The organism is Pseudomonas gregormendelii (assembly GCF_017114825.1).
In the GTDB taxonomy this organism is placed as follows: Bacteria; Pseudomonadota; Gammaproteobacteria; order Pseudomonadales; family Pseudomonadaceae; genus Aquipseudomonas; species Aquipseudomonas gregormendelii.
The window spans coordinates 51,399-77,344 of sequence record NZ_JADEVO010000004.1 but is presented as its reverse complement, the minus strand read 5'-3'; the positions used below and the strand labels follow the sequence as shown (position 1 = coordinate 77,344).

Genomic DNA, 25,946 nt, shown 5'->3' with positions numbered 1-25,946 from the left:
GTCGGGGACATCTACGACGACAGGGCCGCCAACACCTGCATCACCGACTCAAATTCCCTGTCCACCACCGGCAACACCGGTCTTTTCAACACCAGCACCGGCACCCCACGCTCCCGCGCCACTTCCAGCTTCGGCTCGGTGGCGGTGCTGCCGCTGTTCTTGCTGATCAGCACGTCGATCTGCCGGCGCTCGAACAGGTGGCGTTCGTCGTCGATCAGGAAGGGCCCGCGGGCGCCGATCACTTCGCAGCGTTCGTTGCCGGGGTAGACGTCCAGTGCACGCAGCGTCCAGAACTGTTCGGGCGGGATTTCGTGCAGGTGTTGCAAAGGCTCGCGGCCGAGGGTGAACAGTGGGCGTCTGAAGGGTTGCAGGGCGCTGATCAGATCTGCCCAGTCCTTCACTTCTCGCCAGTCATCACCGGCCTGGGCCTGCCATGCCGGGCGCCTGAGGGCCCAGCAGGGTATGCCGCTGATGCGCGCAGCAGTGGCGGCGTTCTGGCTGATTTGGGCAGCGTAGGGATGGGTGGCGTCCAGCAGCAGGTCGATGCCTTGATCGCCGATGAACTGCGCCAGGCCATCCGCACCGCCATAGCCACCGACGCGCACCTGGCATGACAGATCCGTGGGCACGCGGCCTACGCCGGCCAGGCTGTAAATGTGTGGCGGTGCCAGGGTTCGAGCAATGGCCAATGCTTCAGTGACGCCGCCCAGCAACAGGATGCGTTTCATTGGAAGGCTCTCGCGTGGCCGACCACGCCGCCCTGGCGGTCGATGGCGAACACTTCGACCTGCACCTGGGCCGGCACCACGCTGCGGGCAAAATCCAGTGCGTGCTGGCACACAAGATCACCGAGGGCGATCCCGGCTGCGCTGGCCATGGCCAGGGCTTGCTGGCTGGTATTGGCCTCGCGGATCGCCTGTTGCAAGGCCTCGTCGGCGCCGATGGCGGCGGCCCAGTCAGCCAATTGCGCCAGGTCGATGCTTGAGTGCCGGCTGTGCAGGTCCATGTGCCCGGCGGCCAGCTTGCTGATTTTGCCAAACCCACCGCACAGGCTCAGTTTATCCACAGGCACCCGGCGCAGGTGCTTGAGCACAGCACCGACGAAGTCGCCCATTTCGATCAGGGCGATTTCCGGCAAGTCGTAGACCCGGCGCATGGTGTCTTCGCTGGCGTTGCCGGTGCACGCGGCAATGTGCAGGTAGCCGTTGGTCCTGGCGACGTCGATGCCCTGATGAATAGAGGCAATGTACGCGGCGCAGGAGAACGGCCGGACGATACCGCTGGTGCCGAGAATCGACAGCCCGCCGAGAATCCCCAGCCGCGGGTTCATGGTCTTTAATGCCAGCGCCTCGCCGCCCTCGACATTGACCGTGACCTCGAACCCACCGCCGTAACCCAATTCGGCGGCCAGTTGGGTCAGGTGATCGCTGATCATCTTGCGCGGCACCGGGTTGATTGCCGGCTCGCCCACACCCAGGACCAGCCCCGGGCGTGTGACGGTGCCAACGCCACGGCCAGCCCTGAAACGTACGCCTGGGTCGGCGTCCAGGCGCACCCGTGAATAGAGCAGGGCGCCGTGGGTGACGTCCGGATCGTCACCGGCATCCTTGATAGTGCCGGCCTCCGCGCCGTCTTCGGTCAAACGGCAGAACTCCAGGCGCATCTGCACCTGCTTGCCCTTGGGCAGCACAATATCCACAGCGTCCGCACCCAGGCCGCCGAGTAGCAACCGGGCGGCCGCTAGGCTGGTAGCGGTGGCGCAGCTGCCGGTGGTCAGGCCGCTGCGCAGGGGGGCGGGTTGTTCCGCGGTTTCATCACGCATCGAAGGGCTTGACCACGTCCAGCAGGGTAATCGGCAGCGCCTGGCGCCAGGTGTCGAAGTCACCCAGGGGTTGCGCCTGGGCGATGTGAATTCGCGTGAGCTCGCCGCCGTGCTGCTCGCGCCACGCCATCAAGGTCGTTTCGCTCTGCAGCGTAACTGCGTTGGCCACCAGGCGGCCGCCGGGCTTGAGCGCTGCCCAGCAGGTGTCCAGCACGCCTTCGCGGGTGACGCCGCCGCCGATGAAAATGGCGTCGGGGCGCTCAAGCCCATCCAGCGCCTGCGGCGCGCTGCCGCGAATCAGCTGCAAGCCGGGCACGCCGAGGGCATCGCTATTATGTTCAATCAACAGTTGGCGCCCTGCGTCAGCCTCGACCGCCAGTGCGCGGCAACTCGGGTGCGCACGCATCCACTCGATCCCGATCGAACCACTGCCAGCGCCGACGTCCCACAGCAGTTCGCCCGGCACCGGCGCCAGGCGAGCGAGGGTGATCGCCCGCACGTCACGCTTGGTCAGCTGACCATCATGCTTGAAGGCGCTGTCCGGCAAACCGGCCAACCGCGACAGGCGCGGTGCGTCGGCTTCTGCGAAGCATTCAATGGCAACCAGGTTGAGATCGGCGATGACCGGATTGCTCCAGTCATTGGCCACTGCGTTGATGCGGCGTTCGGCGTCACCGCCCAGGTGCTCAAGCACGCTCAGGCGACTCGGGCCGAACCCGCGCTCGCGCAACAACGCGGCAATGGCACCAGGGCTCTGGCCGTCATTGCTGAGTACCAGCAGGCGCGTGCCGTTGAACAGATGTGCGTTGAGCGCAGCGACCGGCCGGGCGACGACGGACAGGGTGACGACGTCCTGCAGCGCCCAGCCCATTCGCGCAGCGGCCAGGGAGCAAGAGGACGGCGCCGGCAGGATCAGCATTTCGTCAGTGGACAGTTGCCGGGTGAGGCTGGCCCCGACGCCGAAGAACATCGGGTCGCCGCTGGCCAGTACGCAAACCGGTTCGCCGCGCAGGGCCAGCAGTGAATCCAGCGAGAACGGGCTCGGCCATTGACGACGTTCGCCGACGATACACAGGGGCAACAGTTCGAGCTGGCGCGGGCTGCCGAAGATCCGCGATGCAGACAGCAGGGCGCGTCGGGCATTCTTGCCAAGGCCCTTGAAGCCGTCTTCACCGATACCTACCACCGTCAGCCAAGGGGTCATGCCGTTCCTCTTTTATCAAGCCAAGCACATCATCACCGCAACCCGGGCCTGAGTTGCCCGTGCGGCCGTCCATTATAGCCCGGCGTAGCCTGTGACCGGTTGTCCTTATCAGTCGCCGGGATGAGGGCCTGGCTCTTCACTGTCGGTGTTTTTGCAACTCGAAAGCTCCTCGCGTTTCGTCGTCAAAACGTACGGGCTTTTCATCCTGCGGGGCAAAGCAGGCATAATGCCGAGCTTAATTCCCTTGCCGGCTAACCCGTGAAATCACGACCGACCTCCAGTCCCTTGCGTCCTTCGGCTTGCCCGGGATTGCTGCGTGTCGTTCAGGCGCTGGACGGGGGGATTTGCCGGATCAAACTCGATGGCGGTTCCATCCGCAGCGCTCAGGCCAAGGCTGTTGCCCAGGCCGCGCAGCGGTATGCCGATGGGGTCATGGAAGCGACCAACAGGGCCAATCTGCAGATTCGCGGCATTGGCGGGCAGGAAACCGCACTGATCGACAGCTTGCTGGCTGCCGGGTTGGGGCCTGCCACCGCCGCTGGCGACGACGTGCGCAATGTGATGCTTAGCCCTGGCGCCGGTATCGATCGAAAAATGCTGCTCGACACCCGTCCACTGGCCCGGCAAATACTCGACAGCCTGCAAACCCATGAACGCTTCCATGCCCTGTCGGCCAAGTTCGCCCTGCAACTGGACGGCGGTGAGGCGCTGGCCATGCTCGAGCATCCTCACGACCTGTGGCTGAGCGCGGCTGACCGGGCGGGAGAAGTGGTGCTGGCGTTCGGTTTTGCCGGCTGCCCCACAGACTTGCCGGCGGCCGCGGTACAGCTGCAGAACGCCCATGCGCTGGTGATCGCCGTCCTGGATCTGTTCCTTGAGCTTGCTCGGCCGGACCAGACCCGTATGCGCCATGTGCTGGCCGAACGGTCACCAGAGCTGTTGCTGCAGATGCTGGCCACTCGGGTGCCGCTACTGGGCGTGACTGAGTGGCAGCGCCCGGCGGCGGGAGCGAAATTGCACCTGGGCACTGTTGCCCAGCGCCATGAAGGCCTTGTGTATGTTGGCGTCGCACCGCCGCTCGGGCGGCTGGATCCGTCGATGCTCAAGGGCGCCGCGGACCTGGCTGAGCAGTTCGGCGACGCCAGCCTGCGCCTGACGCCCTGGCAAAGCCTGCTGCTGCCCAACATCCGCCAGGAGGATGCGCCCTGGGTCACCCGGCAATTGCAGGCCCTGGGTTTCCTGGTCGACGCCAATGAGCCGTTGACCGATCTGGTGGCCTGCACCGGTTCTTGCGGCTGCGCCAAAGGGTTGTCGGATACCAAGGGCGATGCCCGGCTGTTGGGGGCGCTGCAGCCAGGCCCGCGCGGGCAACAGGTTCACCTGACAGGTTGCCCACGCTCCTGCGCCTGCGCGCACCCTGCCCCCGTGACGCTGCTGGCGACCAGTGCGGGTCACTACGATGTTTATTTTCGCGATGCAGCACTGCCGGGTTTCGGCGCGCTGCAAGCACGCAATCTCACTATTGAAGCGGCGCGTGCATTGCTTGATGCCCGCCCACGGAGCCCCCTTGATGCTTGATTACATCCGCGACGGTCAGGAGATCTATCGCAACTCCTTCGCGATCATTCGCGCCGAGGCCAACCTCGACCGGATCCCGGCTGACCTGGAAAAACTCGCGGTTCGGGTAATCCACGCCTGCGGCATGGTCGGGGCCATTGACGGCCTGCAGTATTCCGAAGGTGCGGGCAAGGCGGGGCGTGAGGCTCTGATGGCCGGAGCGCCGATTCTATGTGATGCGCGGATGGTGTCCGAAGGCGTGACCCGCGCGCGCTTGCCGGCCAACAATCAGGTGATCTGTACGTTGCGCGATGACAGCGTGCCAGAGCTGGCGCGTGAGTTGGGCAACACCCGTTCCGCTGCTGCGCTCGAGTTGTGGCGCCCGCATCTGGAAGGCAGCGTGGTCGTCATCGGTAACGCGCCGACGGCCTTGTTCTACTTGCTGGAAATGCTCGATGCCGGCGCGCCGAAACCGGCGCTGATTCTGGGCTTTCCGGTAGGTTTCGTGGGCGCAGCCGAATCCAAGGCAGCGCTTGCCGCCGACAGCCGAGGCGTACCGTTCGTGATCATGCAAGGGCGGCTGGGAGGCAGCGCCATGGCTGCCGCCGCCGTCAATGCCCTGGCTACGGAGATCGAATGATGCAGCCATCTGGACGTTTGATTGGCCTGGGCGTCGGCCCGGGTGATCCGGAACTGATCACGGTCAAAGCCCTGCGCCTGTTACGCGAATCGCCTGTGGTCGCGTACTTCGTCGCCAAGGGCAAGAAGGGCAATGCGTTCGGTATCATTGAGGCGCACCTGCAGGATGCACAAACACTGCTGCCGCTGGTGTACCCGGTGACCACCGAAGCATTGCCGGCACCGTTGTCCTATGAGCAAGTGATCAGCGACTTCTACGACACCGCTGCGCAAGAGTTGGCCGAGCACCTGGATGCCGGGCGAGATGTGGCGGTGATCTGTGAAGGCGACCCGTTCTTCTACGGTTCGTACATGTACCTGCACGACCGCCTGGCCGAGCGCTACGAAGCCGAAGTGGTGCCGGGTGTCTGCTCGATGCTGGGAGGCGCGTCGGTACTCGGTGCCCCTCTGGTCTATCGAAATCAGAGCCTGTCGGTGTTGTCCGGCGTGTTGCCCCGTGAAGATCTCAAGCGCCGCCTGGCCGACGCTGACGCGGCAGTGATCATGAAACTGGGGCGCAACTTTCCCAAGGTTCGAGAAGTACTGGGCGAGCTGGGCCTCGCAGAGCGGGCGCTGTACGTTGAGCGCGCCACCATGGCTAACCAGAAGATAGTACCGCTGGATCAGGTCGAGCCGATGTCTTCGCCGTACTTCTCATTGATCATCGTTCCGGGTGAAAGGTGGCAGGGCTGATGAGTCGATCCGTTCCTGCAATCGTCATTCTAGGTAATGGCAGCCTCGCGACTGCACGCCTGATTCAGCGATCCCTGCCCGGCGCCCTGATCTACGGACTGTCCACAAGGGTCGAGGGCGCAGACGTCGTGTATCAGGAGTTCGGCGCTACCCTGCGCGAACTCTACACGACGAACACACCGATCATTGCGCTGTGCGCCGCCGGTATCGTGATCCGTACGCTGGCGCCGCTGCTCCTGGAAAAAGGCGTGGAACCGCCGGTACTGGTCGTGGCTGAAGACGCCAGCGCCGTGGTGCCGCTGTTGGGTGGCCTGGGCGGTGTCAACGTATTGGCCCGCGAAATTGCTGAAAGCCTGGGGATCGCGGCGGCCATCACTACCAGCGGCGAACTGCGCTTTGGCACCTGTTTGCTGAACCCGCCCAGCGGCTACACCTTGGGCGATCTGGAGCTCGGTAAACGCTTTGTTTCCGATTTGCTCGGCGGTGAGCCGGTTCGAATTGAAGGCGATGCGCCGTGGCTGGCGCAAGCGCAGTTGGCCCAGGATCAGCAGGCGCGTCTGGCCATTCATGTCGGGAGTACCGAGCGCGAGCCATCCGCCAATGAGCTGCTGATTTATCCCAAGAGCGTGCTGGTGCTGGTGAACGAAGAGGTCGCAGACCTGGCCGATGCCATTCGCAAGCGCCTGCACAACGCGAACATTGCCGTGCACTCGCTGGCCTGTTTGTTGGCCAGTGAACAGCAGATGGCCAGCCAGGCGCTTCGTGACGCCGCCGTCGAACTCAATGTGCCACTGCGGTTTTCCAGGGCGGACACTGTTTGCGAGCAGTTGGCCGAGCTAACGTCGCCACCGCTGACCGTCCATGGCGATAACGGGATCACGGTTGCCGTCGCCGAACACCCGTTGGACCCCTCGCGCATTGGTCGTGCACGGGGGCGCCTGGCCGTCATCGGGCTTGGCCCGGGCGCTGCGGATTTGATGGTGCCTGCAGTGAAGCTGGAATTGACCCGCGCCAATGATGTTCTAGGTTATGAAACCTATGTGCGCATGGCGGGGCCGTTCCGCGCCGATCAAGTGCTGCACTGCACCGACAACCGTGAGGAAATGCAGCGAGCGCGACATGCCTTTGAGTTGGCGGCGCAAGGTCGCAGCGTGGTCGTGGTGTCTTCTGGTGACCCAGGGGTATTTGCGATGGCCGCGGCGGTGCTTGAAGCGCTGCATGAATCCCGTGACCCCGCATGGCACAGCGTTGACCTGGAAATTCTTCCCGGCGTTTCAGCGTCACTGGCTACCGCTGCCCAGGCAGGTGCTCCGCTGGGGCATGACTTCTGTGTACTGTCGCTGTCGGACAATCTCAAACCATGGGAAATCATCGAGAAGCGCCTGGCGCTGACCGCTCAAGCCGACCTGGCCATGGCATTTTACAACCCGATTTCACGATCACGCCCCTGGCAGCTGGGGCGTGCCCTTGAGATCGTGGCGCAGTACCGCATTGCCGAGACGCCGGTCGTGCTGGGGCGAGATATCGGGCGGCCCGGTCAAACGTTGCGGGTGACTACCCTGGGGCAGTTGACTGCGGATCAGGTTGATATGCGAACAATGGTATTGATTGGTTCTTCGACGACTCGCGTGTTCCCTCGAGCCCAGGGTTTGTCATGGGTGTATACGCCGCGCAGTTACGGAGACAAGCTGGTCGAAATCAAGTAATCGCCAGGTTTTGAGGGGGCCTGTGTTCAGGGCACCAGGTACCCTCGGATCCCGGTAAAGATGATTTGCGCCGCCAGCGCACACACGAACAACCCCATCAAGCGGCTGACAATCTGCAGCCCCTGGTCGCCCAGGATTCTCTCGATGCGGTTCGACAGGAAAAGCACCACGCCCACAGTGAAACTGGCCAGGGCGATACTGACGATTGCCGTCAGCTTGTCGTCCCAATGCGGCTGGCTGACGCCCATGACCAACAGCGCGCCGATAGTCCCGGGGCCGACCGTCAGGGGAATGGTGAGCGGGACGATGGTCACGTCCTGTTGCACGTTGTCAGTCTGCACCACCGATTTGCCCTGCGCCATGCCCAATGCCGAGATGAACAGCACGCTGCCGGCGCCGATGCGAAAGGCATCCACCGTGATGCCGAACACATCGAAAATCACCCGGCCGAACAAGTACAGCAGCACACTCGAAACCAGCGTGGCGGTCGCCACTTTCCAGGCCAGGCGGCGTTGTTCTTTTCGCGAGTAGCCGCGCGTCAGGCTGATGAAGCAGGACAGTACGAAGAACGGGCTGTAGAGCACCAGCATCTTCAGGTACACACTGAACAACACATGGAGCATGGTGCGAGCTCACTGCAGGGAAAAGTCGAAGGGAAGTCTAACAGGCGTTGCAGTGTCTGTCGGCTCAGCTGGATTGCGTCGCCGCGCGGTTCTGTTCATCTCGCTGGGCGACCCAGTGCTCGATCAGTTCGCGCAATTGGGAGAGCTCCACCGGCTTGGCCATGTGTCCATCCATGCCGGCCTGGCGCGCCCGCTCCTTGTGTTCGGCCAGTATGTGCGCCGTCAGGGCGACCACAGGGGTGCGCACGCGCTGGTTGCCGACTTCCCAGGCGCGTAGTTGCTGGGTGGCGGAGAAACCGTCGAGAATCGGCATTTCGCAGTCCATCAGCACCAGGTCATACCGCTGGGCCTTCATGGCCTGAAGCGCTTCTTCGCCATTGCTGGCGGTGTCGGGCTGCAGATTGAGTTTGCCCAGCATTCCGCGAATCACCTTGGTGGAAATGCTGTTGTCCTCGGCCACCAGGATACGGAAATCCCCCGGCACCTTGACCGGCAGGGTCGGCCCCGTTGGTAACGGGTAGGGGGTCGCCAGGCCTTTGTTACGCTGGTTAAGTTCGTCGGCCAGGGTGGTCTTGAGCGTATAGCCGGCTACCGGCTTGGCGAGGATGCGCTTGATCCCGGAATTGCGCGCGATAATCTTGCTGGGCGCGTTGCTGATGCCGGTCAGCATGATCAGCAGGATGTCGTGGTTGAGGCTCGGGTCTTCCTTGATCTTTGCCGCCAGTTGCATGCCGGTCATGCCAGGCATGTTCTGGTCCAGCAGCACTACATCGAAATAATCCCGCAGGTGCGCCTTGGTGCGCAACAGTGCCAGCGCTTCCTTGCCGGACGGCACCGCACTGACGTTCAGGCCCCAGGCGGTGCATTGTTGCACCAGTACCTTGCGGCACGTGTCGTTGTCGTCGACGACCAGCACCCGCGCACCCTGAAGAGGGCCATCGAGATCGGAGGTGGGGTGTTCCAGGCGATCTGGATCCAGCGGCAAGGTCAGCCACAAGGTGCTGCCCTGGCTGTTGCCGCTCTTGATGCCGAACTCGCCATGCATCAGCCGGATCAGTTGACGGGCGATCACCAGACCCAGGTTGCCCCCCACACGGTTGGCCGACAGGAAATGCTTGCTGTGGAGTTCGGCGTGCATCAGTGCGTCGCGCTCCTCGGCGTCCATCGGCTCGCCACTGTCCTGCACGGCAATGCGCAACCGCGGTTTGGCGCTGCGTTCATCCAATGCCACAACGATCAGGATTTCGCCTTCGTCGGTTTTTTTCAGGGCGTTTTCCAGCAAGCTCAGCAGGGTCTGGCGCAGGCGCGTCGGGTCACCGCTGATGACCCGCGGGACTTGCGGCTGGATAAAGCTGATCAGCTCGACGTTCTGTTGCTCGGCCTTGGCGCGGAAGATGCTCAGGCAGTCCTCGATCAGCGCGTTGAGGTCGAACTGCACATCGTCCAGTTCAATCTGCCCGGATTCGAGTTTGGAGATGTCGAGAATCTCGTTGATCAGTGTGAGCAGTTCGTTGCCGGCGCTGTGGATTGTCTGGACGTAGTCGCGTTGTTTGACTGAAAGCGGGGTGCCCAGCAGCAGTTCGGTCATGCCCAGTACACCATTCATGGGCGTACGGATTTCGTGACTGATCTTGGCGAGGAACTCGGCCTTGGCATTGATCTCGGCATTGCTGGCAGCCAGGTCGCGGCTGATGCTGAAACGGCTTTCGGTGATGCTGCGCTGGCGCTCGCTCAGGGCGATGCTCATCAACAGGCCACTGAGGCAGATGAACGCCAGCAGCGTGGTGATAAGGCCCTGGGGTTCCACCAGTGTCAGCCCCAGCAGTGCCGGGAGGATGATCAAGGTGCCGAGGTTGAACGCCACCATGGCCACCACGAAAAAGCGCGCCGGGCGATAGCCTTTTTGCAGGTGCCAGGCCCCGGCGAACAACATGCTCAGGCCGGCGAGGGCGACCAGCCCATAGGTAATGATGTTCAGCGGCAGCGTGTTGACGAACAACAGCAACAGGCCGCAGGCGATGATGAACAGCATTTCCCCCTGTAGCAGTTTATTGAGCGGGTGCGAGCCCAGGGGGGCAAAAAAGCGATAGGCAAACATCAGTCCGCAGGGCGCGGTCAGCAGCAGGGCCAGATACGCTCCGGGCGTCTGGATGGCGTGCCAGGCTGGCAACCAGGGGCCGGCAAGATTCAGCAACAGGGCCAGGCTGAGCATCAACAAGGCCTCGCACCCGGCCAGCCAAAGACTGCTGCGTGATCGCGTGTAGGCGTAACGGATGAGGTTGTGCAGGATCAGCATGGCGATGCAACCGAACAGCAGGCCGTAGATCAGTGTCTGGGTCTGGTTGGCGGCGGTGCTGATAGCCGATTGCAGGGTGATGTAGGGGCGCATCTGGTGATCGGAAACCAGGCGCAGGTAGACATCCAGGGTGTTATTGCTTTGTGGCAGCGGCAACAGGACATCACTGCCAGCCATTCGCCGCTCAGCTTGCGGCTGATCGGCGCCGGCCTGGGTCTGGTCGATGAGCTTGTCGCCGTCCAGCACGTAGAGTTTGAGGTTTTCGAGGTCCGGAGCGAATATCTTCAGCACCTGCTCGTGTTTGCCGGGGGCCAGCCTGAAGCGTAGCCAGAGCGCGCCACCGGGCTCGGCCGCCGTCAGGCGTTCAAGTTCGATAGGGCTGAACTGATTGGTATAACGGGCGGAACGGATGTCGCTCAACTGCAGGTTGCCCTGCTCGTCGAGCAATACGGCCCAGCCACTGCCTTGCGCGGCCTGGGCCGGGAGCATGCAGAGCAAGGTCAGCAGAGTGACGGTGAGACTTACGGCAATCCTGAGCCAGCGCACGGCGAAATCCCTTCGTAGGTTGATGCCAGAATATAACTATGCGCGGCGCCGGAATAGTCCGGCAAGGGCTTGAGGCCCTTGCCCGACCGAATGGATCGACTATTCCTGATTTTCGCCACGCTCACGGGCAATGGCGCGGTAGCCGATGTCCTTGCGATAGAAGCTGCCTTCCCAATCGATTTTGGCTGCCAGCTGGTAAGCCTGCTGTTGAGCCGCATCGACACTGGCGCCCATGGCGGTCGCACAGAGCACTCGACCACCGGCGGTGACCACTTGTCCATCCTTGAGCGCTGTACCGGCGTGGAAGACCTTGCCTTCCAGTGCCGCGGCAGCGTCCAGGCCATTGATGGCCACGCCTTTGGCGTAATCACCAGGATAGCCGCCCGCTGCCAGCACGATGCCGACGCTCGGACGTGGATCCCACTGTGCTTCTACCTTGTCCAGCGCTTGCGCCAGGGCGGCTTCGACCAGCAACACCAGGCTCGACTGCAGGCGCAGCATGACCGGCTGGGTCTCAGGGTCGCCGAAACGGCAGTTGAATTCGATGACTTTAGGGTTGCCGGCTTTGTCTATCATCAGGCCGGCGTACAGGAAGCCCGTGTAAACGTTGCCTTCATCGGCCATGCCGCGAACGGTCGGCCAGATCACCAGATCCATTACGCGTTGGTGCACTTCGCTGGTGACCACCGGGGCAGGGGAGTAGGCACCCATGCCGCCTGTGTTCGGGCCGGTATCGCCATCGCCGACGCGTTTGTGATCCTGGCTGGTGGCCATTGGCAGTACGTTCTTGCCGTCAACCATGACGATGAAGCTGGCTTCTTCACCGTCCAGGAACTCTTCGATGACTACGCGGGAGCCAGCGTCGCCGAAGGCATTGCCAGCGAGCATGTCGCGTACGGCGTCCTCGGCTTCGGCCAGGGTCATGGCGACGATCACGCCTTTACCGGCCGCCAGGCCGTCGGCCTTGATGACGATCGGCGCACCTTTTTCACGCAGGTAAGCCAGGGCAGGCTCGATCTCGGTGAAGTTCTGATAGTCGGCTGTCGGGATCTTGTGGCGAGCCAGGAAGTCCTTGGTGAACGCCTTGGAGCCTTCCAGCTGGGCTGCGCCAGCGGTCGGGCCGAAGCAGTCGAGGCCGCGTGTGCGGAACAGATCGACCACGCCGGCCACCAGTGGCACTTCCGGGCCTACGATAGTCAGTGAGACATTTTTCTCGGCGAAGTCGGCAAGCTGTTCAAGGGCCAGCACATCGATCGCAACGTTTTCGCACTTGGCTTCAATCGCGGTGCCGGCGTTGCCAGGCGCAACAAAAACCTTCTGCACGCGCGGATCCTGAGCCACTTTCCAGGCCAGGGCGTGTTCACGGCCACCGCTGCCAATGATCAAAACATTCATTTCAAAAACCTCGGATGAAGCTAATTCTGTTTTAGAACCTGAAGCGCTTCGCGCTGCAGGAGGTCGCAATGAAGCCGGTAGATGCAAGGCGGAGGCTACCTTGATGAGCGGAGTTGCCTTTTGGCAATGAGCATCATCAAGGTAGCCTCCAACGCAGCAGATGCCGGTTTCAGTGCGGCCGTTGTCTGGTTAGTGACGGAAGTGGCGCATGCCGGTGAACACCATGGCGATGCCGGCTTCATCAGCGGCGGCAATCACTTCTGCGTCGCGCATCGAGCCGCCTGGCTGGATCACCGCAGTGACACCGGCCTTGGCCGCATTGTCCAGGCCATCGCGGAACGGGAAGAACGCGTCCGATGCCATCACCGAACCCTGCACTTGCAAACCCGCGTGTTCAGCCTTGATCGCGGCGATTCGCGCGGAGTTCACGCGGCTCATCTGGCCAGCGCCGACGCCGATGGTCTGGCGGTTCTTGGCGTACACAATGGCGTTGGATTTGACGTACTTGGCGACTTTCCAGGCGAAGATCAGGTCGTTGATTTCCTGTTCGGTCGGTGCGCGCTTGGTCACCACTTTCAGGTCTTCGCTGCCGATCATGCCGATGTCACGGCTCTGCACCAGCAGGCCGCCATTGACGCGCTTGTAATCCCACGCAGCAGCGCGATCGGCCGACCACTCGCCACAGGCCAGCAGGCGCACGTTGGCTTTGGCGGCGACGATGGCGCGAGCTTCTTCGCTGACGGACGGGGCAATGATCACTTCGACGAACTGACGCTCGACGATGGCCTTGGCCGTTTCAGCATCCAGTTCGCGGTTGAAGGCAATGATGCCGCCGAACGCAGACTCGGTATCAGTGGCATAGGCCAGCTCGTAGGCCTGGCGGATACCGCCTTCGGCGTCGGGGCTTACGGCCACGCCGCACGGGTTGGCGTGCTTGACGATCACACAGGCTGGTTTGACGAAACTCTTCACGCATTCCAGCGCGGCGTCGGTGTCCGCCACGTTGTTGTACGACAGCTCTTTACCTTGCAGTTGGGTCGCGGTGGCGATGCCGACTTCGGCAGGCTTGGCTTCCACGTAGAACGCCGCGCTCTGGTGCGGGTTCTCGCCGTAGCGCATTTCCTGGGCCTTGACGAACTGGCTGTTGAAAGTGCGCGGGAATTCGCTGCGACCTTCAGTGCTCAGCGTATCGGCAGCCTGGTTTACGGTGCCCATGTAGTTGGCGATCATGCCGTCATAGGCGGCCGTGTGTTCGAAGGCCTTGAGCATCAGGTCGAAACGCTGGGCGTAGGTCAGGCCGCCGGCCTTGAGACCTTCGAGCACGCTGGCGTAGTCGCTGGCATTCACCACGATCGCTACATCTTTGTGGTTTTTTGCCGCGGAACGGACCATGGTCGGGCCGCCGATGTCGATGTTTTCGATGGCGGTCGGCAGGTCGCAGCCTGGCTTGTTGATGGTGGCTTCGAACGGGTACAGGTTGACGGCTACCAGATCGATCGGCTTGATGCCGTGCTCGTTCATGATGGCGTCATCGATGCCGCGACGACCGAGGATCCCGCCGTGGATTTTCGGGTGCAGGGTTTTCACCCGACCGTCCATCATTTCTGCGAAACCGGTGTAATCCGCGACTTCCACTGCGGCAACACCGTTGTCGCGCAGCAGCTTGAACGTTCCGCCGGTGGAGAGGATCTCGACGCCCAAGGCTTCAAGCTCCTTGGCGAATTCGAGGATCCCGGTCTTGTCGGAAACGCTGATCAAGGCGCGGCGGATCGGCAGGCGGGTAGTCTGGTCGGTCATCTCAATTTCCATCAAAAGCAAAGGAGTCAGCAAAAAAGGCGACCGTTTTTACGCGGGCGCCTTTCTGGTTTGATTGAATGCTTACAGCAAATCGTACTGCTTGAGTTTCTTGCGCAGCGTGCCCCGGTTCAGTCCGAGCAGTTCGCTGGCCTTGGTCTGGTTGCCCTTGACGTAGTTCATCACGCACTCGAGCAGGGGAGCCTCGACTTCGGAGAGCACCAGGTTGTACACATCCGTGACTGCAGCGCCCTCAAGGTGGGCGAAATAATTGTGCAGCGCCTTCTCGACACTCCCGCGAAGGGTCTGGCCTTCTTCGCTAGGCGTATTGAGGTGCTGTTTCAAATTCACGTTGTCGCTCACGGGTGTTGTTCCACTCACTAAAGTCTCGGTCATCATCGTCATGCGGCCACCCCTTCTCCGTCCCCTGTCAGGCTCTTGTAACGTTCGGCGAAGAAGCCCTGAACGTTGGCGCATTGTGCTTCCGTATCTTCCAAACGATTGAAGTGGGCGCGAAACTCCCTGGCGCCCGGCAAGGTTGCGAGATACCAGCCCACATGCTTGCGAGCAATGCGCACACCCATGACGTCTCCATAGAAAACGTGCAGCGCGGCCAAATGCTCTAGCAGTATGCGTTCCACCTCGATCAGTTCCAGCGCCGGAAGTTTTTCACCGGTGCGCAGGTAATGATCGATCTCGCGAAAAATCCATGGCCGCCCCTGGGCAGCCCGCCCTACCAGCAGGCCATCGGCACCGGTGGCGTCGAGCACATACCGGGCCTTTTCCGGCGAATCGATATCGCCGTTGGCAAACACCGGGATCGACACCGCCTGCTTGATCGCGGCAATGGTGTCGTACTCGGCTTCACCGGTGTACAGGTCGGCACGGGTGCGGCCATGCACCGCCAGCGCCGTGATTCCTGCCTGCTCGGCGATCTTCGCCACCGTCAGGCCGTTCTTGTTGTCCCGGTCCCAGCCGGTGCGGATCTTCAGGGTGACCGGCACATCGACTGCGGCCACGACGGCCCGCAGGATCTCGGTCACCAATGCTTCATCCTTCAACAGTGCGGAGCCGGCGGCCTTGTTGCAGACCTTCTTGGCCGGGCAGCCCATGTTGATGTCAATAATCTGTGCGCCCAGTTCGACGTTGGCCCGTGCCGCATCTGCCAGCATCTGCGCATCGCCACCGGCGATCTGTACCGAGCGGGGCTCGGGATCACCTTCGTGGATCATGCGCATGCGGGACTTGCGGGTGTTCCACAAGCTCATGTCGCTGGTGACCATTTCTGAAACTACCAGCCCGGCGCCCAGTCGCTTGCACAGCTGACGAAAGGGTTGGTCTGTGACGCCCGCCATGGGGGCGAGAATCAAGCCGTTGTGCAATGTATATGGACCGATGCGTACCGCCGACATAGGACTTCCCTGTTGTGGGGCCGGATCATGAGAGTTCGAAAAAGGGTTGGCATGATACCCGCTCTCGATGACTGGATAAAGGCTGAATTGAACAAAATCTGAACAGTTATTCTGTTATCGCCAGCGGTTTGGTCCAGGCACGCTCAGTCAGAAATCCGTCGTCAATCGCGGATCAGTGAAGCGTTTCACTCGGGCGAATGAAAACTCAGGCTGTAGTTCACCGCTTTGGAGCCTGGATCGAGAATATCCAGCGCGATGTGGATGGGCGTCTGCGGCGGCATTTCCGCCATGCCTTCGAGATCGCCATTGAGGTATTCGCCGGGTTTGAACTGACGCCTGGCGATCAGGTGACCGTTGAGGTCGGCAAAACGCAGCTCCAGCAGGGGGAATGGCTGGGAGAACGGCGCGCGATTGTAGATGATCGCATCGACCACCAGGGCACCGCTGAATTCCGGGTGGCTGCGCACGACCAGGTTGCTGCTCTTGATTTTCGCGATGTCGACCTTGGACGGCACGGTGCAACCGATTTGCGGGCACAGCTGCTGGAACCAGGGACGGTACTGGTCCTGACGCGCGAGTTCTTCGAAATGATACGCAACGTACTGGCCGCCCAGCGCAAGCGCGGCGAGCGCCACCAATAGCATCCAGATGAAACGGCGGCCCCAGGGCGAACGACGTTTTTGCCAGTCCAGTTGCAGCGGGTCGTCGGTCAGGTCCTGCAGCACCTCGGCGCGCACTGCCGGTTCGCTGCGCTTTTTACGCAACGGCTCGATCGAAGGCAGGTCGTCATCCAGGTCATCCACCGCGGACAGGGACAGACGTTCCGGCGCGGGTGGCGGCTCCAGCACCAGTTCCTGGCGCACCAGGGGAGGGCGCGGCTCATCGTCGAGCTCGACCAGCTCCAGGGTCAGCGAGGGTTCGGTACGGGCTGGCTTGAGTGGAGTAAACGGCACCACCGCGGCCGCTTCCTCGACCTGGCTGGCCTGTGCCCGCTCGGCCGCCGATTCGCTGTACAGGCTATCGGCCCAGGGGGCTTGCTCATGATCGGCGCTGTCGCGTCGCGCACTCAGTGAATCTTCGCGGTGCCGGCCGAATTCGGTGGTCGGCTGGATCTCCCGCTGCTCCAGGCGCGCGAGTTCTTCGTCGAGGTCCATGCTGTCCAGGTCCAGCTCGGCGGCCGTCCATTGCTTCAGGCTGATGGCCCGTTGCTCTGGCGGCTCGACGATGACTGGGGATGTGGAGGCAACAGGCTCCTTGCCGGCGTGTTGCTCCAGCAGCTGCTTGGCGGCATTAAAAACCTGCAGGCATGACCCGCAACGAACCACTCCGCGGGCCACGCTCAACTGGGCATGGCTGACGCGGAAGCTCTTTTGGCAATGCGGACACTGGGTGACGAAGCTGTCGGTCATGCGGCGATCCGATGAATGCAGGCGCCCATTCTAGCGCCGACGGCCAGTGATGCGCACCCAGCCATCGCGATTGGCGATCGGGTCCAGGTCGAAGTCCTGGGCGTAGGCCCTGGCGACGTCTTCGCCCTGCTCGGCGAGGATGCCCGACAGCGCCAGGCGGCCACCCGGCTTGACCAGGCTGGACAGTTGCGGCGCCAGGGAAACCAGCGGCCCGGCGAGGATATTGGCGACCAATACGTCGGCCTTCACCTGCGGCAGATCTTCTGGCAAATACAACGGGAACAACGCTTCGGCAATGTTGTTGCGCCCCGCATTGTCCCGGGAAGCTTCCAGCGCCTGCACGTCGATGTCAGTGCCTACGGCTTCCCTGGCGCCCAGCAACAGGGCGGCGATCGCCAGGATGCCCGAGCCGCAACCGAAGTCGAGCACGTTGCAATCCTTCAGGTCCTGACCATCGAGCCACTCCAGGCACAGTGCGGTGGTCGGGTGTGTGCCGGTGCCAAACGCCAGGCCCGGATCCAGCAACAGGTTCACCGCGTCAGGCTCGGGTGCGGCGTGCCAGCTCGGGACAATCCACAGGCGCTGGCCAAAACGCATCGGCTGGAAACCGTCCATCCAGCTGCGCTCCCAGTCCTGGTCTTCGATGACTTCGCTGTGATGCTCGGGCAATGGGCTGCCGGTCAGCAATTCAAGATGCGCCAGCACGCTCGCCGCTTCAGTGCCGCCTTCGAACAGGGCCAGCAGGTGCGTGTGCGACCACAGTGGCGTGGTGTTGAGTTCCGGTTCGAAAATCGGCTGATCTTCAGCGTCCATGAAGGTCACCGACACGGCGCCCACTTCAAGGAAAGCGTCTTCGTAGGTTTCGGCTTGTTCTGGGCTGATGGCGAGACGGACTTGCAGCCAAGGCATGGCGGGCACCTTTGAAAAATATTGATTGCAGCCTAGCGGGCTGCGAGAAGCGCGCAAGTTTACGCGAGCGCGGGGCCGATGACGACCATCTGAAAAAATCAAAAGATCGTCCTAACGCGGCCCGAGCCTTCGGCAGCTCTTACAGAGGAATGTGAACTCCCGTAGGAGCTGCCGAAGGCTGCGATCTTTTGATCAAAAACAACAAAGCCGCCCGAAGGCGGCTTGGTTGATTACCAGCTAAAGCTTAGTGCTTGTCGCCAGCCAGCTTGTGTTCCAGGTAGTGGATGTTGATTCCACCTTTGCAGAAGCCTTCGTCGCGGACCAGGTCGCGGTGCAGCGGGATGTTGGTCTTGATCCCGTCGACCACGATTTCGTCCAGCGCATTGCGCATGCGCGCCAGGGCTTCGTCACGGGTTGCGCCGTAGGTGATCAGCTTGCCGATCAACGAATCGTAGTTCGGCGGAACGGCATAACCACTGTACAGGTGCGAATCGACGCGAACGCCGTTGCCGCCTGGAGCGTGGAAGTGCTTGACCGTGCCTGGGCTTGGCATGAAGGTTTTCGGGTCTTCGGCGTTGATCCGGCATTCAAGTGCGTGACCGCGGATGACGACGTCTTCCTGGGTGTACGACAGCTTGTTGCCAGCGGCGATGCTGAGCATCTCCTTGACGATGTCGATGCCAGTGACCATTTCGGTAACCGGGTGCTCGACCTGAACGCGGGTGTTCATTTCGATGAAATAGAACGCGCCGTTCTCGTACAGGAACTCGAAGGTGCCCGCGCCACGGTAGTTGATGTCGATGCAGGCTTTAACGCAGCGTGCGAGGACTTCCTGGCGAGCTTTCTCGTCGATGCCCGGTGCCGGTGCTTCTTCGAGAACCTTCTGGTGACGACGTTGCAGCGAGCAGTCGCGGTCGCCCAGATGGATGGCGTGGCCCTGGCCATCGGAAAGCACCTGAACTTCCACGTGACGTGGGTTGGTCAGGAATTTTTCCAGATAGACCATCGGGTTGCCGAACGCCGCGCCAGCTTCGGAACGGGTCAGTTTCGCCGAGGAGATCAGGTCTTCCTCTTTATGCACAACGCGCATGCCGCGACCACCGCCGCCGCCAGCGGCCTTGATGATCACCGGGTAACCGACTTCGCGACCGATGCGCAGGGCGGTTTCTTCGTCTTCCGGCAGCGGGCCGTCAGAACCCGGAACGGTTGGAACGCCAGCAGCGATCATCGCGTGCTTGGCCGATACCTTGTCGCCCATCAGGCGAATGGTGTCGGCTTTCGGACCGATGAAGGCGAAGCCGGAGTTCTCGACCTGTTCAGCAAAATCAGCGTTTTCCGCGAGGAAACCGTAGCCTGGGTGAATGGCGGTAGCACCGGTCACTTCAGCTGCGGCGATGATTGCCGGAATGTGCAGGTAAGAATGGGCGGCCGACGCCGGACCGATGCAGACGGATTCGTCTGCCAGGCCCAGGTGCATCAGCTCCTTGTCGGCCTTGGAGTAAACGGCGACAGTCTTGATGCCCATTTCCTTACAGGCACGCAGGATCCGCAGGGCAATCTCACCGCGGTTGGCGATCAGAACTTTTTCCAACTTCGCAGTCATCAAAGTTTCTCCGCGGTTCAAACGATGGTGAACAGCGGTTGGTCGTACTCAACCGGCTGGCCGTCTTCGACGAGGATGGATTCGATCACACCGCTGGTTTCAGCTTCGATGTGGTTCATCATCTTCATCGCTTCAACGATGCACAGGGTGTCGCCTTTCTTCACGGTCTGGCCGACTTCAACGAAGGACGGCGAGCTTGGCGAAGATTTGCGATAGAAAGTACCCACCATCGGCGAGCGGGCAACGGTGCCGTTCAGCACAGGCGCGGCTGCAGCGGCAGGAGCGGCGGCAACCGGGGCGGCAGCGGCAGGCGCTGGAGCCGGAGCGTGCATTGGAGCCGGTGCGTAGTACTGTTGAGCTGGCGTCTTGCTGTGGCGGCTGATACGTACGGACTCTTCGCCTTCCTTGATCTCGAGCTCGTCGATGCCGGACTCTTCCAGCAATTCGATCAGTTTCTTAACTTTACGGATATCCATGAATCATCAACTCCCAAGGGTCGGTCAGGGGCGCTTAACGCTTGTAGTTCAAGTCGTTGCCTGTGTTTCAAGCTGCTCTAGTGCGGCCTCCAGGGCCAGTCGATAACCGCTGGCGCCAAGGCCGCAGATCACTCCCACCGCTACGTCGGAGAAGTAAGAGTGATGGCGGAATGGTTCGCGTTTGTGCACGTTAGACAAATGCACTTCGATGAATGGGATGCTCACCGCCAGCAGCGCGTCACGTAAAGCGACACTTGTGTGCGTAAAAGCTGCTGGATTGATCAGGATGAAATCCACACCTTCGCTGCGGGCAGCGTGGATGCGGTCGATCAATTCATACTCGGCATTGCTCTGCAGGTGCAGCAAATGGTGGCCGGCTTCACGGGCACGGCGTTCCAGGTCCTGGTTGATCTGGGCCAGCGTCGTGGCGCCATAGGTGCCCGGTTCGCGGGTGCCGAGCAAGTTCAGGTTGGGTCCGTGCAGAATCAGAAAGGTTGCCATCTGCTGTTCCTTGTTATCCGAGTGCATTTGTCAGAACCCGGCGACTATGCCGCAAAGACTTTGTGACTGTCCAGTTCTATGCAATAGCCAGCACGATGGCCGATGTTTGCGCGAAATATATGACCGCCCGATTGAATCCGGTCATTTGGGCCCGGCCGGCATGATGGGGTTGGCAGGTGTGCCGCCGTCGCGAGCAAGCCCGCTCCCACTGGGGCCTGTGCCGCGCATGTATCCAGTGTGGGAGCGGGCTTGCTCGCGAAGGCGCTCGATCAGACGCGAAACGCCTGTACCGCCGTGTGCAACCGTCCGCCCAGCACCAGCAAGTGTTCCCCTTGCTCACGGCCTTCACCAATTCGCAGCAAGTTATCCCCACCCAGCTGGTGAATCCGCTCGCTGTGATCGCGAATCTCACTGACCGCACCACTTTGCTGCGCAGTCACATCGGCAATGCGCACTGCAGTGTCGGAAATGGTCTGGATCGCATCGACGATTTTATCCAGTGCGCCGTCCGCCGCCTGGGCCTGGTTGGCGGTGGACTGCGCGTGACCGACCTGGGCGCGCATGCCTTCGACCGATTGGCGTGCCGCCGTTTGCAGCCCGGCAATCAAGGTCTGGATCTGCGCCGTGGCACCGGCAGTGCGTTGTGCCAGCGAGCGAACTTCCTCTGCAACCACGGCAAACCCGCGACCCATTTCCCCGGCACGAGCCGCCTCGATGGCGGCGTTCAGGGCCAGCAGGTTGGTCTGGTCGGCGATCGAGCGGATGACCGTCAGTACCCCGCCGATCGTGGCCGACTCTTCGGCCAGATGTTCAATCATCTGCGCATTGCCTTGCACTTCGCCGACCAGGGCATGCAGGCCGGCAAGGCTCAGGCCGATGACTTTCTGCCCTTGCTCTACCGCCAGCCCCGCATGGCGACTGGCGTCGGCGGCTTGGCTGGCATCGCCGGCCACTTGCTGGATCGTAGCTTCCAGCTCTGCGAGAGAATCGCGGATCATCGCGGTGTCGCCGGCCTGATCCTCAGCGCCGCCGTGCAGGTCGTTGCTCAACTCGGCCAGGGTGCGACTGCTGCCGGCCACTTGCTCGGCGTTCAGGCGAATGGTTCCCACCAGGTCGACCAGGTAGGCTCGCAGGCGGTTGAGCGAAGCCTGAATGTCGTGCAATTCGCGGTTGGTCCTGCCCAGTTCGATGTCCCGGCTGAAATCGCCCTCGGCCCAGGTCGACAGGGCGGGTGCGAGGTTGGTCAGGGTGCGAGCCAGTCGCCGTTGCAGAGTGTCGATCAGCAGTGCGATCAGCAGGATCAGGCCGATCATCAACCCCTGCAGCAGTCGCACCTCACTCTGGATTTGCCCGTGTTGCGCGCGCACTGCCGGCTCCAGATCTGCAATGGACTGCTGCACGGCGGTCATTTTCTGGTGAGTCGCAGCGCTGAGCTCGCTGCGTTTTTCGATCTGTTCGCGGGTGCGGGCAAGTTCTGCGGGGTAGCGGGCCAACAGGCTGTTGAGTTCCCGTTTGAGGGGAATGCCGGCGTCTTCGGCGACGGTCTTCTCAGTGCTTTCCAGGCCCATCATGGCGGCAAAATCATCGGTATTGGACTCGCTGCTGCTCGTCACGCCCAGCAAGGGCAGGGCCTCCAGAATACTGGCCTGGGTGCGGATATTGCTGACTTCGCGCTCCACCTCCGCCGCCAGTTCGCTGCGACCGCTGCTGACCAGTTTGTCCCGGGCCAGCGACAGCTTGCCCACGTGCTGCGAGGCGTTGAGCAAGGGCTTGAGGTAGTCCGCGTTGGCACTGGCATATTGGCTGAGCTGGTCAAGGTTTGCGCCCAGCTCCCGTTCTGCCTGCAGCAGCAACGCCTGGGGGTCGCCTGCAAGCTTGCCGGCGGCGAGCAGTTCGGTTTTGCTGAACCCTTCAAGCTCCGCAAGGCTGGGGCGCACGGCGTCGGCCAGGGAGGGCGGCAGTTCATCGAGCTCGTGTTTAAGCTCATCGATCGCCTGGCCCGCACTGCTCAGGCGCAGGGCATCACCGCTGACGAGGTAATCCTGCACGTTGCCCACCACCTGCCGTTGAAACTGCTGGGACAGGCTCAGGTAACGCTCCATCAGCAGATAGGGTCGTTCAAGGGCTTTTTGCGACCACCATAGGGTCGCGCCAAGCGCAGCGCACACGGCAATTAAAAGGACGGTGTTGAGATTGGTCAGCAGCTTGAGGCGCATCGCGGGACTACCAACGGCAGAATGGTAAGCGCCCGAAGTTATTGCGTTTCTATTACAGGGTTATGACTGGTTCGGTGGATTCAGATGAAATAGTGGCCTTTTGCTTTGATTCCCGCGAGGACTGCACGCGGTTGCGCCCGGCATGCTTGGCGCGGTACAGCGCCTCGTCAGCCTGGCTCGCCATCATCAAGCTGTCGGAGTTTTCACCGAGGTCCACCACCCCGGCGCTGAACGTGCACCAAAGGTCCTGGGGCTGCGCCGGATAGTGAATTTCGGCGAAGCGCTGGCGGATTTCATCGAGCACTTTGTGGGCCGACTCCAGATCGGTATCGGGCATCACAATGGCGAACTCTTCGCCACCATAGCGGCCGATGAAGTCAGTCTTGCGCAGGCGCTGCTTGAGGAACAGCGCCAGGCTCTTGATCACCCGGTCGCCCATCGGATGGCCATGACTGTCATTGACCCGCTTGAAGTGGTCGATATCGAGCATGGCAAAGCTCAGTGGCTTGTTCTCGCGGCGCGCGCGAAAGCTGCAGTCTTCCAGCAACTGCAGGATATGGGTGTGGTTGTACAGGCCGGTGAGGCTGTCGCGCACCATCCGCGCCTTCAGGTTGCGCGCCCGTGCCGCGCGGTTGCGCACGGTGGTGATCAGGTGCCGCGGTTTGATCGGTTTGGTCAGGAAATCGTCGCCCCCTTCACTCATGGCGTCGAGTTGCTTGTCCAGGTCATCCTCGGCCGAAAGGTAGATGATCGGCACGCTGACGTATCGGTCGTTGTGGCGGATGACCTTGGCCAGCTCGGTGCCGGTGCAGGCCGGCATGTACATGTCGAGGATGATCAGGTCGGGCTGGAAGTCCGCGAGTTCGGCCATGGCCTGTATAGGCTCGATCAAGGTGCGGGTGACAATGCCGGCGCTATTGAGCAGGCGCTCGGTGTGCATGGCCTGGGCCCGGGAATCGTCAATGATCAGCACTTTGAACGGTTCGTACTGTGCGACGCAGGTCAGCACTTCGATCTTTTCCAGCAGGCTTGACGCTTCGAGGGTACCGGTGAGGAACTCCTGGCCGCCGGCACGCACGGCGGCGAGGCGGGTCGGGGTGTCGGTTTCATTAAGACTGAAGAACAGCAGCGGCAGTTGTTGTTCCAGGCCTTCCTGGGCTTCGGCGGCGAGTTTGAGGCCGATGCCGGGCCCGCTGAAATCCACATCCATGACAATCGCCGCCGGCAGGCGCTCGACCATCGAGGAGCGAAACGCCGCCACGCTGTCCAGGGACTGGGCGCTAAGACCGAAAAATTCCAGCTGTTTGGCCAGGCGCTCCGCGCGGTCGTGATCCTGCAGCATCACGTAGATCGGTTTGCGCAAGGGCGGCAGGAACGTCTGATCGAGCTGATCGCCCTGGCGCAGGCCGGTGCGCGACAGCCGCTGCATCAGGCGGTTGAGGTCAGTGATCAGGCCGCTGCTGAGGCGACCGCGATTGGTCTCGACTGCGTCAAGTGCCTGGCCGATGTGGCGGGCCAGTTGCATGTGTTCCGGCTGCTCGAAGCGCTCGGCGAACCGCAACAGGCGCAGGTTGGCTTCGCTCAGTTCCGCCAGGTCGGTGGCAGACCACTCGCTGCGCTGCAGGCGCTGCCATGTCTCAAGAATCTGACGTGCCTGATGAATTACCCGCTGGGCAAAGTGGTGCTTGAGGCGCTCACGGCTGGGGTCTTCTGGCTCGGTCATATCCTGACTACTAGTTAGGGTGCATGCTGAGATCGACTGGTGGCTCTATGCTAGCATCTCTTCCGAGGGTGGATCAGTGTCGCATGTCAATAATCTGCATAGCGAGCTCATTCAGTTTATGACTGGCGAGTCGCGGTGCTGCGTACGGGATGCGTACGCCGCACCAACACAAGGCGTGGTGTTCATTTATAGTGGCGGTATCGACCGTGCGATTGATGCTTGCGGCATGCGCGTATTAATGCGCGGCAAACGAGGCACGATGGCGTAGGGTTGTGGTCGAACCGATGAACTCAAGTGATTGAAAGGATATCGCCATGCTGGACTGGAAGAACCGCGCGGGCAGCGCGCCTGAACGTGCCGCTGAACCAAAATCAGCCGCCCGCAGCTATATAGGTGGACTGTTGTTCAGCCGGGCGCTGGTCACCTTGATCGGCCTGTACCTGTTGGTGGCTATCGCCCTGGGCTGGTATTGGAGCCAGGAGCCGGCACTGTTCCCGGTTCAGCAGAATGCCCAGGTCGCTGCCGAGAAAGAAGGCAAGCAGATGGTCATCGGCTACACCACGGTTGAAACCCTCAAGACCGTGGCCGATACCTTGCTGAGCAAGCCGGGCGGCTATATTTCCAATGACCGTTTCCCGCCAGGCCTGTGGATGGACAACACGCCAAGCTGGGAATACGGGGTGCTGGTGCAGGTGCGCGACCTGACGCGAGCACTGCGTAAAGATTTTGCCCGCTCGCAATCGCAATCGGCGGAAGACTCGGACCTGGCCAAGGCCGAACCGCGCTTCAACTTCGACAACAAGAGCTGGGTGCTGCCGTCCAGTGAGTCCGAGTATCAGGAAGGCATCAATTCCCTGAGCCGCTACCAGGCTCGCCTGTCCGATCCTTCGCAGAAAAATGCGCTGTTCTACGCTCGTGCCGACAACCTCAACAACTGGTTGGGCGATGTGGGCACACGCCTGGGTTCGTTGTCGCAGCGACTGTCGGCCAGCGTTGGCCGGGTCAAGCTCAACACCGCATTGAAAACCGAGGTCGTGGCCCCGGGCCAGGTACCACAGGTTGACGAGGAAATCGTCGAAACCCCGTGGATGCAGATCGACAACGTATTCTATGAAGCCCGGGGCCAGGCATGGGCCTTGTCTCACCTGCTGCGCGCCATTGAAGTCGACTTCGCTGACGTGCTGGCGAAGAAAAACGCCACCGTCAGCGTGCGCCAGATCATTCGTGAGCTGGAAGCTTCGCAGGAGCCGGTGTGGAGTCCGATGATCCTTAACGGCAGCGGCTTTGGCGTTCTGGCCAACCACTCACTGGTCATGGCCAACTACATTTCCCGGGCGAACGCCGCAGTGATCGACTTGCGTCAATTGCTGAATCAGGGCTGAG

The 25,946-nt window shown here is 61.8% G+C and carries 21 protein-coding genes; 5 read left to right on the top strand and 16 right to left on the bottom strand.

What is annotated here, in order from left to right; genetic code table 11:
- Positions 1-11 precede the first annotated feature (11 nt).
- From IMW75_RS04485 to cbiE, 3 genes are read right to left on the bottom strand one after another with little or no spacing between them, the layout of a single operon-like run.
- On the bottom strand, positions 12-728 hold the full coding sequence (locus tag IMW75_RS04485) for a cobalt-precorrin-6A reductase (protein ID WP_205891983.1): 717 nt from the start codon (positions 726-728) through the stop codon (positions 12-14).
- Positions 725-1,822: a cobalt-precorrin-5B (C(1))-methyltransferase gene (locus tag IMW75_RS04480; RefSeq protein ID WP_205891982.1), complete on the bottom strand. Its 1,098-nt coding sequence runs from the start codon at positions 1,820-1,822 to the stop codon at positions 725-727. The genes IMW75_RS04485 and IMW75_RS04480 overlap by 4 nt, the downstream gene beginning before the upstream one ends.
- Entirely contained in the window at positions 1,815-3,026 is a 1,212-nt protein-coding gene (cbiE, locus tag IMW75_RS04475; RefSeq protein ID WP_205891981.1) for a precorrin-6y C5,15-methyltransferase (decarboxylating) subunit CbiE, read from the bottom strand. The genes IMW75_RS04480 and cbiE overlap by 8 nt, the downstream gene beginning before the upstream one ends.
- 258 nt (positions 3,027-3,284) lie before the next feature.
- Between cbiE and cobG the strand changes: the two genes are divergently transcribed.
- From cobG to cobJ, 4 genes are read left to right on the top strand one after another with little or no spacing between them, the layout of a single operon-like run.
- A complete protein-coding gene (gene cobG / locus IMW75_RS04470) occupies positions 3,285-4,604 on the top strand; it encodes a precorrin-3B synthase (RefSeq protein WP_205891980.1) in 1,320 nt (439 codons plus the stop codon).
- A complete protein-coding gene (locus IMW75_RS04465; RefSeq protein WP_205891979.1) occupies positions 4,597-5,223 on the top strand; it encodes a precorrin-8X methylmutase in 627 nt (208 codons plus the stop codon). Before cobG ends, IMW75_RS04465 begins: the two co-directional genes overlap by 8 nt.
- Positions 5,220-5,954, top strand: coding sequence for a precorrin-2 C(20)-methyltransferase (locus IMW75_RS04460; RefSeq protein WP_045060341.1), 735 nt, complete (start codon positions 5,220-5,222; stop codon positions 5,952-5,954). The genes IMW75_RS04465 and IMW75_RS04460 overlap by 4 nt, the downstream gene beginning before the upstream one ends.
- The gene (cobJ, locus tag IMW75_RS04455) at positions 5,954-7,660 is read left to right on the top strand and encodes a precorrin-3B C(17)-methyltransferase (protein ID WP_205891978.1); all 1,707 of its coding nucleotides are present in this window, start codon (positions 5,954-5,956) and stop codon (positions 7,658-7,660) included. The genes IMW75_RS04460 and cobJ overlap by 1 nt, the downstream gene beginning before the upstream one ends.
- A 26-nt stretch (positions 7,661-7,686) precedes the next feature.
- Here the strand turns inward: cobJ and IMW75_RS04450 are convergent, their stop codons facing one another.
- The 13 genes from IMW75_RS04450 to IMW75_RS04390 form a co-directional block, all read right to left on the bottom strand.
- Positions 7,687-8,283, bottom strand: coding sequence for a MarC family protein (locus IMW75_RS04450; protein ID WP_045060339.1), 597 nt, complete (start codon positions 8,281-8,283; stop codon positions 7,687-7,689).
- 64 nt (positions 8,284-8,347) lie between these two features.
- Positions 8,348-11,125 (bottom strand): hybrid sensor histidine kinase/response regulator, encoded by a 2,778-nt coding sequence (locus tag IMW75_RS04445; RefSeq protein WP_045060338.1) that lies wholly within the window; start codon positions 11,123-11,125, stop codon positions 8,348-8,350.
- Between the two features lie 99 nt (positions 11,126-11,224).
- Positions 11,225-12,520 (bottom strand): phosphoribosylamine--glycine ligase, encoded by a 1,296-nt coding sequence (gene purD, locus IMW75_RS04440; protein WP_205891977.1) that lies wholly within the window; start codon positions 12,518-12,520, stop codon positions 11,225-11,227.
- A 189-nt stretch (positions 12,521-12,709) separates the two neighbouring features.
- Complete coding sequence (purH, locus tag IMW75_RS04435) at positions 12,710-14,317, bottom strand: bifunctional phosphoribosylaminoimidazolecarboxamide formyltransferase/IMP cyclohydrolase (protein ID WP_045060336.1); 1,608 nt, start codon at positions 14,315-14,317, stop codon at positions 12,710-12,712.
- Positions 14,318-14,398: 81 nt separating this feature from the next.
- Positions 14,399-14,719, bottom strand: coding sequence for a DNA-binding transcriptional regulator Fis (fis, locus tag IMW75_RS04430; RefSeq protein WP_007907419.1), 321 nt, complete (start codon positions 14,717-14,719; stop codon positions 14,399-14,401).
- Positions 14,716-15,726: a tRNA dihydrouridine synthase DusB gene (gene dusB, locus IMW75_RS04425; protein ID WP_045060335.1), complete on the bottom strand. Its 1,011-nt coding sequence runs from the start codon at positions 15,724-15,726 to the stop codon at positions 14,716-14,718. Before dusB ends, fis begins: the two co-directional genes overlap by 4 nt.
- A 185-nt stretch (positions 15,727-15,911) precedes the next feature.
- Positions 15,912-17,135 (bottom strand): DUF3426 domain-containing protein, encoded by a 1,224-nt coding sequence (locus IMW75_RS04420; protein ID WP_205891976.1) that lies wholly within the window; start codon positions 17,133-17,135, stop codon positions 15,912-15,914.
- A 30-nt stretch (positions 17,136-17,165) separates the two neighbouring features.
- Entirely contained in the window at positions 17,166-18,044 is an 879-nt protein-coding gene (gene prmA, locus IMW75_RS04415; protein WP_122841618.1) for a 50S ribosomal protein L11 methyltransferase, read from the bottom strand.
- A 244-nt stretch (positions 18,045-18,288) separates the two neighbouring features.
- A complete protein-coding gene (gene accC, locus IMW75_RS04410; RefSeq protein ID WP_045060332.1) occupies positions 18,289-19,647 on the bottom strand; it encodes an acetyl-CoA carboxylase biotin carboxylase subunit in 1,359 nt (452 codons plus the stop codon).
- A 17-nt stretch (positions 19,648-19,664) separates the two neighbouring features.
- Positions 19,665-20,123, bottom strand: coding sequence for an acetyl-CoA carboxylase biotin carboxyl carrier protein (accB, locus tag IMW75_RS04405; protein ID WP_045060331.1), 459 nt, complete (start codon positions 20,121-20,123; stop codon positions 19,665-19,667).
- Between the two features lie 48 nt (positions 20,124-20,171).
- Positions 20,172-20,624 carry a type II 3-dehydroquinate dehydratase gene (aroQ, locus tag IMW75_RS04400; protein ID WP_205891975.1) on the bottom strand — a complete coding sequence of 151 codons (453 nt, stop codon included), beginning with the start codon at positions 20,622-20,624 and terminating at the stop codon, positions 20,172-20,174.
- Between the two features lie 269 nt (positions 20,625-20,893).
- The gene (locus tag IMW75_RS27300) at positions 20,894-21,622 is read right to left on the bottom strand and encodes a methyl-accepting chemotaxis protein (RefSeq protein ID WP_414704639.1); all 729 of its coding nucleotides are present in this window, start codon (positions 21,620-21,622) and stop codon (positions 20,894-20,896) included.
- 1,270 nt (positions 21,623-22,892) lie between these two features.
- On the bottom strand, positions 22,893-24,563 hold the full coding sequence (locus tag IMW75_RS04390) for a response regulator (RefSeq protein ID WP_045060328.1): 1,671 nt from the start codon (positions 24,561-24,563) through the stop codon (positions 22,893-22,895).
- 314 nt (positions 24,564-24,877) lie between these two features.
- Between IMW75_RS04390 and IMW75_RS04385 the strand changes: the two genes are divergently transcribed.
- Complete coding sequence (locus IMW75_RS04385) at positions 24,878-25,945, top strand: DUF2333 family protein (RefSeq protein ID WP_205891973.1); 1,068 nt, start codon at positions 24,878-24,880, stop codon at positions 25,943-25,945.
- The last annotated feature ends 1 nt before the right edge of the window (position 25,946 follow it).

What these genes read in the sequence shown, in the direction of transcription:
- purH (WP_045060336.1), bottom strand. Translation starts at nt 14,317, where the DNA reads ATGACCGACCAGACTACCCGCCTGCCGATCCGCCGCGCCTTGATCAGC.
- dusB (WP_045060335.1), bottom strand. Translation starts at nt 15,726, where the DNA reads ATGTCGGCGGTACGCATCGGTCCATATACATTGCACAACGGCTTGATT.
- fis (WP_007907419.1), bottom strand. Translation starts at nt 14,719, where the DNA reads ATGACGATGATGACCGAGACTTTAGTGAGTGGAACAACACCCGTGAGC.
- IMW75_RS04390 (WP_045060328.1), bottom strand. Translation starts at nt 24,563, where the DNA reads ATGACCGAGCCAGAAGACCCCAGCCGTGAGCGCCTCAAGCACCACTTT.
- IMW75_RS04480 (WP_205891982.1), bottom strand. Translation starts at nt 1,822, where the DNA reads ATGCGTGATGAAACCGCGGAACAACCCGCCCCCCTGCGCAGCGGCCTG.
- accB (WP_045060331.1), bottom strand. Translation starts at nt 20,123, where the DNA reads ATGGATATCCGTAAAGTTAAGAAACTGATCGAATTGCTGGAAGAGTCC.
- IMW75_RS04385 (WP_205891973.1), top strand. Translation starts at nt 24,878, where the DNA reads ATGCTGGACTGGAAGAACCGCGCGGGCAGCGCGCCTGAACGTGCCGCT.
- prmA (WP_122841618.1), bottom strand. Translation starts at nt 18,044, where the DNA reads ATGCCTTGGCTGCAAGTCCGTCTCGCCATCAGCCCAGAACAAGCCGAA.
- IMW75_RS27300 (WP_414704639.1), bottom strand. Translation starts at nt 21,622, where the DNA reads ATGATCCGCGATTCTCTCGCAGAGCTGGAAGCTACGATCCAGCAAGTG.
- IMW75_RS04460 (WP_045060341.1), top strand. Translation starts at nt 5,220, where the DNA reads ATGATGCAGCCATCTGGACGTTTGATTGGCCTGGGCGTCGGCCCGGGT.
- aroQ (WP_205891975.1), bottom strand. Translation starts at nt 20,624, where the DNA reads ATGGCAACCTTTCTGATTCTGCACGGACCCAACCTGAACTTGCTCGGC.
- accC (WP_045060332.1), bottom strand. Translation starts at nt 19,647, where the DNA reads ATGACTGCGAAGTTGGAAAAAGTTCTGATCGCCAACCGCGGTGAGATT.
- purD (WP_205891977.1), bottom strand. Translation starts at nt 12,520, where the DNA reads ATGAATGTTTTGATCATTGGCAGCGGTGGCCGTGAACACGCCCTGGCC.
- IMW75_RS04465 (WP_205891979.1), top strand. Translation starts at nt 4,597, where the DNA reads ATGCTTGATTACATCCGCGACGGTCAGGAGATCTATCGCAACTCCTTC.
- IMW75_RS04420 (WP_205891976.1), bottom strand. Translation starts at nt 17,135, where the DNA reads ATGACCGACAGCTTCGTCACCCAGTGTCCGCATTGCCAAAAGAGCTTC.
- cobJ (WP_205891978.1), top strand. Translation starts at nt 5,954, where the DNA reads ATGAGTCGATCCGTTCCTGCAATCGTCATTCTAGGTAATGGCAGCCTC.
- IMW75_RS04485 (WP_205891983.1), bottom strand. Translation starts at nt 728, where the DNA reads ATGAAACGCATCCTGTTGCTGGGCGGCGTCACTGAAGCATTGGCCATT.
- IMW75_RS04450 (WP_045060339.1), bottom strand. Translation starts at nt 8,283, where the DNA reads ATGCTCCATGTGTTGTTCAGTGTGTACCTGAAGATGCTGGTGCTCTAC.
- cbiE (WP_205891981.1), bottom strand. Translation starts at nt 3,026, where the DNA reads ATGACCCCTTGGCTGACGGTGGTAGGTATCGGTGAAGACGGCTTCAAG.